This window comes from Methanospirillum sp., from assembly GCF_028679455.1.
GTDB lineage: Archaea > Halobacteriota > Methanomicrobia > Methanomicrobiales > Methanospirillaceae > Methanospirillum.
In genome coordinates this window covers 1-7,585 of record NZ_JAJRBM010000145.1, presented here as the reverse complement: position 1 = coordinate 7,585, position 7,585 = coordinate 1, and the positions used below count along the sequence as shown (strand labels likewise).

The window sequence follows — 7,585 nt, the reverse complement described above, 5'->3', positions numbered from 1 at the left end:
CCTATGATGGTGCCACCCAGATAATCAAACGGACGAATCCGAGTCATATAATAGCCCATAAAGAGGGCTATCGGGATGGTTGAGAGAACAGTGAACGTATTCACCGGGCTCATGAAAAGAGCCTTGACCACCGCAAGGGAAAGTCCTGCCAGGGTAAGCATCAGGATAAAGAGAATTGCCAGCGATGCAAGAATTCCGGCCCGCTTCCCAAGCAGTTCTTCAGCAATCAGGGAAAGACTCCTACCATGAAATCTGACCGAGGCAAACAGCACAACCATATCATGCACCGCCCCTCCCAGTACTGCTCCGATAAGAATCCAGAGCATGCCAGGAAGGTACCCGAACTGGGCAGCAAGAACCGGCCCGACCAGCGGACCAGCCCCGGCTATCGCTGCAAAGTGGTGACCAAACAAAATATATTTATTAGTAGGATAATAATCCTGCCCATCATTTTCAGCTTCTGCCGGTGTTTTACGCCTGGCATCCAGATCTAGAACTCTTGTTGCAATAAAGAGCCCGTAATATCGGTACCCAAGGGCAAGGATGCATATTGAGATGATGACTATGATGACAGCGTTCACGACACACCAGGATATTAACTAGGAACCAGAGAACGATAAAACATAATCATCAGGTTCCATTCCGAGGAATACTAGTCAGGGATTTGGTTCAATCAGGAACCTATCTGATTGTGATAATACTTCAATGGTATCAGATATCCGGACCTGTATCTCACCCGCATGGATGGCCTGATGATGGGTGTTGCACACCACCAGCATATTCCGTGCGGTATCCAACCCACCTTCAACGAGGGGAACGATGTGATGTACGGTGATCAACGGATCGGTTACAGGGCTCCCCGATGCACAGATCTGGCAGGTTTCTCCGTGGAGTTGTTTTACCAGATAGGAGAGGAAAGTATTCCTCCTCATCTGCATGGGAAGCACCCGGTTTTCCTCTATCCTGATAATTTCACGAATATCAAAACCTTCATCAAGCAGACGATGGTAGAGCCGGCGAAATCTGCGATATGATGGGGGTGGAGTTGATGCCGAGCAGGATGCTATCAGGTCTTCACGGGTTGTGCCGGGATGGAGGAACTCATCCGGATACGATGGAAAGACTTCTGATAATCGGAGGAGGAGACAGGGATCTTGCGATGATATCCGGTAGCTGATAGTAGATTTCTTACAGACTGCATCAAAGATCTCCCGTTCATTTACTGGTTGCAACCCAAATCGGGGCCACCATTCAAGGAGCAACACCAGCTCAAGGTTGTCAGCAATCGCAAATTTCAGCCTTCCCCGTTTATTCAGGATCATGTTTCCGATAGCATCGGCAGCATTCAGGTTGAGAAGTGCTGTGAGCGGTATTGATGCCTGGAATAATATTCTAATAATTGGGGCATATTTCTGAAACAATGGATTATAAGGCCCTTCAGCGCAGTAAAAAAGGTATTCCAAAAATGCGAGATGCGGTGAAGCTACCCCGAGTATAGTTTGATCCCGTGCCTGATCATCCTTGCAGATCTCCTGAACCCGTGAGAGTAATCTGGCATCAGATTCTACACCGGATGTGAGTTCATCTACAAGGATATGAAAGGATTCCTGATGCTTTCTCCAGGATAAATGAGCCATAATAGTAGCATGTTTCAGGGTTTTTCGGATCTAATCGGACAAGAGTTCAGTCGATCCGTAATCCCTCTTACATATTCGATCACACCAGTCACCTTTCCCGCTTCAGAATCATACAGCGGATAGGTGTAAACATCAAGCCGGCCCGAGTGTGAACCTTCTCCCTTACCTATGATTAGTTTATGTGATGGAAGTCCGGTTTTGAGGGTTTCTAACGCAGGACAGTCATCGCAGGGACAATTCGTATGGTGATAGACCTCATAGCACTTCCTGCCGAGAATGGATTGGCTACCATGTGACAATTCATCCATCGCTTCATTGACCTTGAGAATTCCAAGATCAGAATCCAGAACCGTTATACCATCCTGGATGCTGGAAAATATATCCCTGATAAACCGTTCGTCTTTCCGGATTCGTTCCTCTCCCCAGGCAAGATCACGGTATTGTTTTCGTAGTTCTTCTTCAGTAGCGGCAAGTTGTTCATACGCCGCTTTGAGTTCATCCTGCTCCCTCTTGTGATCAGTCACATCACGGATTGACTCTATCGCCCCAATCTTCTCCCCATATGAGTTGTAGAGCAGCGTTGCGGTAAACCAGATATAAGCACCTTTTCCTCCATAAAAACCAGGGACAAAGGCTTCTGCATAATATTTTCCATCCTTTTTGATCAGATCATGATAATGATCGGCAATTGCGGGATCATCATGCAGAACTGCATCGATGAGTATCGGTTTTCTCTCTCCCCATATCAGTTGCGCATATGAATAGTCACCAGTACCGAGTATCTCATATCGTGAAATGCCTGACAACTCTTCTATGGCATTATTCCAGGCGATAACGGTTCCCTCCAGATCAATGGCGAAGGTGGCATCAGGAAGAAAATTGATAATATCAACGAGGCGACGTTCATTGTCTTTGATCGTCTCTTCACTTCTGGCAAGATCCTGATATTGCTGACGAAGTTCCTCTTCTGCTGCAGCAAGTTGTTCATATGCTGCCCGAATCTCATCTTCAGCCTTTTTCCTGTGGGTAATATCACGTATAGACTCGATTGCCCCCACCACTGACCCGTCCGAGTCATAGAGCGGTGAGGCTACCACCCATACATAGGCACCTTTTCCTCCAAAGAGGGTTGAAACAAACCGTTCTCCAATGATTTTGTCCCCCTGACGGGAAAGATGCTGGTATATGGAAGCATGCTCAGGATTATCATGCAGAATCAAGTCAATAAGAAGCAGGCCGTTTTCGCCAAAAATATGAACTGCATAACACTGATCACCGCATCCAACGACCTTATCCTTACCCACTCCCGTCATCTCTTCAATTGCCCGGTTCCATGCGATTACATTCCCATTGAGATCAATGGCAAAGGTAGGATCAGGAAGAAAATCAATGATATCAGAAAGTCGACGCTCAGAACATTTGAGTTGTTCAGCAAGCCGCCTCCGTTCAACTGCCAGTCTGACTTTATGTTCCAGCTCAGCAAACTGTGACTTTGGCTCTCCCCCTTTCTGAAGATAAAAATCAGCACCAGAATTCAGTGCCTCTATAACCACATCCTCCCTGCCTTTACCAGTAAAGAGTATGAACGGAAGTGTATTCCAGGTACCACGGACAAATTTTAGAAATGCCAGCCCGTCCATTTCAGGCATCTGGTAATCAGAGATTACACAATCATATGAAGAATTATTCAGAAGTGCCAATGCTTCTGTGGCTGAATTTGCAGTATCTACGACCAGATTACCAGTACGTTCCAGAAAGATTTTTCCGATATCGAGGAGTCCTGGTTCATCATCAACATACAGGACTGAAAACATTGATTGGTACTAATTTAACCGGAGATTATTAAGAGTTACGCGTTTTCTGTGTAATGAGGAGGAGGACGGATTGGTAAATTATGGCTCATCATAGTTATATGAGAGAACAATGCTGTTCAATCGAATTATTCTTCTTTATTCATTAATTGTGCCATGAATGCTCCAGATCATGAGATGAGCAGTTGATGAACACAAAAGTATCAAACTGATCATATTTAGTTAGCACATAAAATAATTTGAGGGCTTACCATTTTCTGGTGGCAGAACTGGAGACATTGACATACATTACGATTATAGATAATGATAGAGTAGTATTCTGAAATAATATAGATCAACAGTATTAATCGGTATGAGTATAAGATCTGACCTTAAATCGATCTGGTTCTATTGAAGGAGAAGAATATGATTCCTGATGCATCAGGTGAACCAAACGACATCAGGGACAACAGATGGCATGCAGAAATTACTGATGCAGCAAAAAACTGGCTTGCCATAGATGGGCTCTGGTTTCTTGCCGTTGAACAGACTTACGGGCTTGAGGCAGCTATTGCATGCGATATCGAGGTATGGAAACAGTTTTCAGTTATCGAAGCCAAGAGAATAAAAATTCGGCTTGGACTTCCTGAGCATGGAGGACTGGAAGCATTAGAACATGCTCTCCGGGTCAGGCTTTTTTCATTCCTTGACAGGTATGAGATTCACCGGCCTTATCCCTGCACCCTGGAACTCCGCATGATCACCTGTCGAACCCAGGATGCACGCGAACGGAAAGGACTTGCATTCTTTCCATGCAAACAGATCGGCATGGTAGATTACCCACGATTTGCTCAAACCATCGATCCGGATATCAGAACCATATGTATCTCCTGCCCACCAGATGAACAGACAGGAGAGTTCAGGTGTGTCTGGCGGTTCAGCATTGATCCCGTGCATATCCATGAACAGATAAAGAATCCAAACGCTATTACATGAGATACCATATGAATAAAAACCCGATGGAATTGTTTCAACAGGAAGCACCCGATGTTGCTGCAGCATTTAACAATCTGATCAAAGCCGTTGCCGGATCCAAAGGCCTTGACGGAAAGACCAAGCAACTGATCTATATCGCCATGAAAGCATCAGCAGGTGATGAGGCAGCGTTAAGGGCACATATCCCGATGGCGAGACAGATGGGGGCAACCAGAGAAGAAGTAATGGATGCTATACTCATGACCCTGACAGTATCAGGAATTAGAGGGGTGGTCACCTGCCTTCCTGAAGCAATCAGGCAATTTGATACCCAATAGAACTAATTGATTCACAAAATCAGTCTTAAATATGTTCAGGATCTGCGGGGCCGACTCCCAGCATTCCGACGGGGAGGCATTGAAGACCGTTGCGATGACGGTGATCGCTGACCAGGTCTCCCGGATCCATGAGACGGATTAGGCTTCTTCCCTCTGTACCCAAACCCGGGTTTTGCAGGCCGGTCACCAGGTCGTGATCGTGAACCCTCTTTTGATCCTCCATATCCTGGTCTCTGGTTACTCTTCTTTGACTTGAGTGGAGGCCTGACACCATCGATCAGCAGATTACGTCCTTCAAATTCGGTCTCACTCAATGCTTCACGGGCAGACTGTGCCTGTTCAGGAGTTCCCATCTCAACAAACCCGTACCCTTTCTTTTCAAGGACTTTGACACTGATAACCTCACCAAATCGGGAAAATAATGTCTTCAATTGTCCTTCGCGAACCGAGTAGGTAAGATTTCCGACAAATAATTTCTTGCTATTCATATTCAACTCCCATGAATGAACTCATGATACATATACAAGAGAGGGATGAACTCCCTAATCATTAGAGACCTGCTCTAATCAGGGAGATCATACGATCTCTCTTCGCTGGATTACCTGTGCGAGCAGAATATAAAGGTTTATGCTCATAATTATCCAGACCATCCTGACACCGGATCATTCACGCAAGTAATATCGATACTTGGATGACCAGGTGCAATAACCAAGGTCTCACATGAGTCTGGCAGATACATGCAACACTACTATGCTGATCTAAAATTAAGAGATCTTTTTGGGATATGACTGTCCTGATTCCTGGTCTGAGTAGGGCATTGAAAAATGGGTAAGAGCGATCTGCCATCCTGAAGAAGCACGCCTGAAAACCGCACTCATCCTTCCCTTCAATGCAACAGTATCGGTACTGGTTTGTGCAGTTATCGTGCAGGCTGCAATTATCCATGCTGCTCTGATATCCTCCCTGATATGAATGTCATCAAACTCCATTCTGACCTGATCACATTGGGAAAAATCACGGATGAGAGAGGTCCGGAACTCTTCAATCGAATGAACAATTTCATCGGGACCTGATCCGAACCCGGTAAACTGAGGGGATGTGATAGCAATCAGGCCTTCAATATCCTTATGTGAATAATATGTAGCCAGTTGCTCAACTGCTTCAGATACCGATTGAGGAAGAGAGAAAACAGCCATACCTGTTGATGAATGTATAAGCAAAAAATACTTACTGAACTTCGTAATGAAAACAGGAAAATCATTAGCTTGCCTTCACTCCGGCTCAAATCTCTAAAAACCCGTGAATCAAATCAGATAACCGGGAAGAGTATTACCCATGAAAACAAATAAGGCTGATCAGTATGATTCTCTACATCATAGCCGGCATTGTAATACTGGTAATAATTGGCCTGATTGTTTGGGCCGTATCAATTTATAACAGATTCTTCAGCCTCAAAAACACTCATGAGGCGACTTTGGGCCAGATAAAAGTAGCCCTGAAAAAACGGCTTGATATGATCGAACAACTCCTTGGAGCCGTGAAATCATACGCCGCATTTGAGAAAGATACCTTAGAACGTGTCACTGCGATGCGTTCATCGGTGGGATCGGCAGGTGCCGGAGATCTTGCAGGAATTGAGGCAGAGTCAAGATCTATGCTGGGGCGGCTCTTTGCTGTTATGGAAAATTATCCAGATCTGAAGACATCTCAAACGGTGGCCAGTCTGATGGACTCAGTAAAACAGGTAGAAGATGAAATTGCCCGGCAGCGGTATACTGCAAACAATGTTGCTGAACAATTTAACACCATGATGGATACCATCCCATCAAATTTTATTGGAAGATTTTCAGGACTCATGAAACTTCAGTACCTGGAGTTCGCTGGTGAAGATATCGAAAAGAGACCAGATATTTCATTTTAACGAAAAATATCAACTCTTTTTTGAACTTCAGATCGTTGTGAATAGTAATATCGAAAAGAGAAAAGTTCTGCTTCACTGATGTCATAATAAACACCAGGATTATAGTATCTTCCGGATTTATTCCTGCCTAGTTCCGATCTTTACCAAAGTGGAATGCCAAATTGTACGAGAGATCTTCTCGACTACCGTGAAACCAGGAAAGCACCGATCAGAGTGGATCCGGGGGAAAAAGAGTTACATCGTCTCAACGATGACATTTCCCTGCGCAAAGACTCTGACCAGTCCACCACTCTCAGACACCACAATACCGATAGCATCTGTCTCTTGAGTGATTGCAGCAACGGACACATGCCGTGTTCCAAATCCTTTTGGCAATCTGACTCCGCTGGTGTCGATTGAGATATACCTGCCTGCGGCCTCAACAATCCCGTTTTCCCTGATGACAAATGCACCATCAACCAGTGATAGTTCCTTGATGTTCTCCCGCATATCTGAACTGGTAACCAACCGTTCGTCTTCAGAATGCCCGGCAACTGGATTCAGAATGAGTTGTCGGGATCGCTCAAGGACTGCATCACAGTCTCCTAAAATAAAGGCTGTTCCGATAGGTTTTCCCTCTCTGCCTTCACGGGCTATCTCGATAGCGATCCTCATCAATGCCTTGAAGATTTCCAGATCTCCAGAGTAGTAAGGTGCCACCACACCAGCTATCTCATCAAGATTCGGGAAGGCTCCCTGGTTTGTCTGAATCGGGCGGGTGGAGACCATAATTGCGCCACTTTCAACTGCATTCATAAATTTCCTCCGGTGATAGAGGATAAATCCACCAGCGAGTGCTCCGGCAATCACCACCCCGAGCCCAATCCAGATGATGGGGGTACCACCAAAGGGGGGGAGGCCGGGAGGAGGATGGTGTTGTGAGGT

At 45.5% G+C, this 7,585-nt stretch carries 9 protein-coding genes; 3 read left to right on the top strand and 6 right to left on the bottom strand.

The annotated features are described in order from the left end of the window. The 3 genes from LUQ50_RS04955 to LUQ50_RS04945 form a co-directional block, all read right to left on the bottom strand. The coding region (locus tag LUQ50_RS04955) for a carbon starvation CstA family protein (RefSeq protein WP_300037076.1) at positions 1-581 on the bottom strand (581 nt) is incomplete at its 3' end. Positions 582-656: 75 nt separating this feature from the next. Beyond that, entirely contained in the window at positions 657-1,637 is a 981-nt protein-coding gene (locus tag LUQ50_RS04950; protein ID WP_300037073.1) for an HNH endonuclease, read from the bottom strand. A 14-nt stretch (positions 1,638-1,651) separates the two neighbouring features. Continuing rightward, on the bottom strand, positions 1,652-3,451 hold the full coding sequence (locus tag LUQ50_RS04945) for a PAS domain S-box protein (protein WP_300037070.1): 1,800 nt from the start codon (positions 3,449-3,451) through the stop codon (positions 1,652-1,654). Between the two features lie 402 nt (positions 3,452-3,853). Here LUQ50_RS04945 and LUQ50_RS04940 point away from each other — a divergent pair, with 402 nt between their 5' ends. Both LUQ50_RS04940 and LUQ50_RS04935 read left to right on the top strand, forming a co-directional pair. After that, entirely contained in the window at positions 3,854-4,423 is a 570-nt protein-coding gene (locus LUQ50_RS04940; RefSeq protein ID WP_300037067.1) for a DUF6125 family protein, read from the top strand. 8 nt (positions 4,424-4,431) lie between these two features. Beyond that, entirely contained in the window at positions 4,432-4,740 is a 309-nt protein-coding gene (locus tag LUQ50_RS04935; protein WP_300037064.1) for a carboxymuconolactone decarboxylase family protein, read from the top strand. A 35-nt stretch (positions 4,741-4,775) separates the two neighbouring features. Here the strand turns inward: LUQ50_RS04935 and LUQ50_RS04930 are convergent, their stop codons facing one another. Both LUQ50_RS04930 and LUQ50_RS04925 read right to left on the bottom strand, forming a co-directional pair. Further along, positions 4,776-5,228 (bottom strand): hypothetical protein, encoded by a 453-nt coding sequence (locus LUQ50_RS04930; protein WP_300037061.1) that lies wholly within the window; start codon positions 5,226-5,228, stop codon positions 4,776-4,778. Between the two features lie 276 nt (positions 5,229-5,504). Then, positions 5,505-5,936 carry a nuclear transport factor 2 family protein gene (locus LUQ50_RS04925; protein WP_300037058.1) on the bottom strand — a complete coding sequence of 144 codons (432 nt, stop codon included), beginning with the start codon at positions 5,934-5,936 and terminating at the stop codon, positions 5,505-5,507. A gap of 164 nt (positions 5,937-6,100) precedes the next feature. Here LUQ50_RS04925 and LUQ50_RS04920 point away from each other — a divergent pair, with 164 nt between their 5' ends. After that, positions 6,101-6,661: a LemA family protein gene (locus tag LUQ50_RS04920; protein ID WP_300037055.1), complete on the top strand. Its 561-nt coding sequence runs from the start codon at positions 6,101-6,103 to the stop codon at positions 6,659-6,661. A 234-nt stretch (positions 6,662-6,895) separates the two neighbouring features. Here LUQ50_RS04920 and LUQ50_RS04915 read toward each other — a convergent pair. Then, on the bottom strand, positions 6,896-7,585 hold a 690-nt coding region (locus tag LUQ50_RS04915), incomplete at its 5' end, for a diadenylate cyclase (protein ID WP_300037052.1).

What these genes read in the sequence shown, in the direction of transcription:
- LUQ50_RS04930 (WP_300037061.1), bottom strand. Translation starts at nt 5,228, where the DNA reads ATGAATAGCAAGAAATTATTTGTCGGAAATCTTACCTACTCGGTTCGC.
- LUQ50_RS04925 (WP_300037058.1), bottom strand. Translation starts at nt 5,936, where the DNA reads ATGGCTGTTTTCTCTCTTCCTCAATCGGTATCTGAAGCAGTTGAGCAA.
- LUQ50_RS04935 (WP_300037064.1), top strand. Translation starts at nt 4,432, where the DNA reads ATGAATAAAAACCCGATGGAATTGTTTCAACAGGAAGCACCCGATGTT.
- LUQ50_RS04950 (WP_300037073.1), bottom strand. Translation starts at nt 1,637, where the DNA reads ATGGCTCATTTATCCTGGAGAAAGCATCAGGAATCCTTTCATATCCTT.
- LUQ50_RS04945 (WP_300037070.1), bottom strand. Translation starts at nt 3,451, where the DNA reads ATGTTTTCAGTCCTGTATGTTGATGATGAACCAGGACTCCTCGATATC.
- LUQ50_RS04920 (WP_300037055.1), top strand. Translation starts at nt 6,101, where the DNA reads ATGATTCTCTACATCATAGCCGGCATTGTAATACTGGTAATAATTGGC.
- LUQ50_RS04940 (WP_300037067.1), top strand. Translation starts at nt 3,854, where the DNA reads ATGATTCCTGATGCATCAGGTGAACCAAACGACATCAGGGACAACAGA.